Source organism: Roseomonas sp. TAS13 (assembly GCF_001950415.1).
Lineage (GTDB): Bacteria > Pseudomonadota > Alphaproteobacteria > Acetobacterales > Acetobacteraceae > Roseomonas > Roseomonas mucosa.
In genome coordinates, this window is sequence record NZ_BDLP01000695.1 from 1 (window position 1) to 1,058 (window position 1,058).

At 73.2% G+C, this 1,058-nt stretch carries 2 protein-coding genes; both read right to left on the reverse strand.

Annotation, left to right across the window (positions count from 1 at the left end; genetic code table 11):
* On the reverse strand, positions 1 to 331 hold a 331-nt coding region (locus ROTAS13_RS24905; RefSeq protein ID WP_216348748.1), incomplete at its 3' end, for a hypothetical protein.
* An 80-nt stretch (positions 332 to 411) separates the two neighbouring features.
* The coding region (locus ROTAS13_RS24910; protein WP_216348749.1) for a DotG/IcmE/VirB10 family protein at positions 412 to 1,058 on the reverse strand (647 nt) is incomplete at its 5' end.

Below are 1,058 nucleotides of genomic sequence, written 5' to 3' on the forward strand. Positions count from 1 at the left end.
GCTCGGGGCCATGCGGCGCGATGACCTGCCGGGCGCCTTCCATCGCACCCTGCAGGCTCGCCGACACTCGCCGGAGGTCGAGGGGATAGATCGTGTTGTAGGGGGACGCCAGGAAGGCACCACCCGCGAGCAGCAGCACGGCACCGAGGGCCACACCACCGAGGAGGCGGCTGCGCCTCCTGGCGCGAGGGGCGGGCTTCGCCGGGCTTATCGCCTCGCTAGGCCGCTGCGGAGGCTCCTGCGGCGCACCGGGGCTCGACGGGCCCGCCGGGCCCGGCGCGTCCGCGGTCAGCGGCCGGAAATCGGGATGCGCGACGAGGTGGGTGTCCATGAGACGATCCTGCTGGGCGTTGGCCCGCAGGATCGTCCACCCCGACGCGAACGGCGCCCGGGAAAGCCACCGGCCAGGCGTCAGTCGGCGGCGCGCAGATCCTGTAGGAACATGATCCCGACCGGTGCATTGGCGGCGAGATGGATGGTCGGGCCGCGCGGCGCCGCCTGTTCCAGTGCCCGGCCAACCTGCTGCGCGGCGACGCCGGCACCGACCGCGAGCTGCTGCTCCGGGTTGAGGCGGGTGATGAAGGAGGTGCCACCCAGGGGGTTGAGCTGCCCATAGGTGTTCGAGGTGGTCGCGACGGCCTGGCCGAGCCCGGCGATGAAGGCCGCGGCGGCGGGCAGCACGAAGCGCTCCAACATCCGCTGGTCGACGTTGGTGGCCACCGCGGTCTCCATGCTGTCGGGGGCCACCACGATGCCGTCGGCCTGGATGGTCTGACCCTGGTACTGCACACGCGTGACGCGGACGACGAGGCGGTTGCTCTGCCCGGCCCGGTTGAAGCTGCCGATCAGGCGAGCGCCCGCGATGGGGCCGCTGTCGGCCTGCAGCACGATGGGACCGCCCGTCTCCGAGCTGACCGCCAGCACGGTGTGGGCATAGAGACCCCGCCCGGCCGGCATCAACACACGGCCCTGGCGCACGCTGCCGCCGGGGAGGGCGCCATCCGTCTCCGTGGTCGCCGGGCGCGTGACACGGCCGGCGGAAGCCGGTCGGGCGAAGG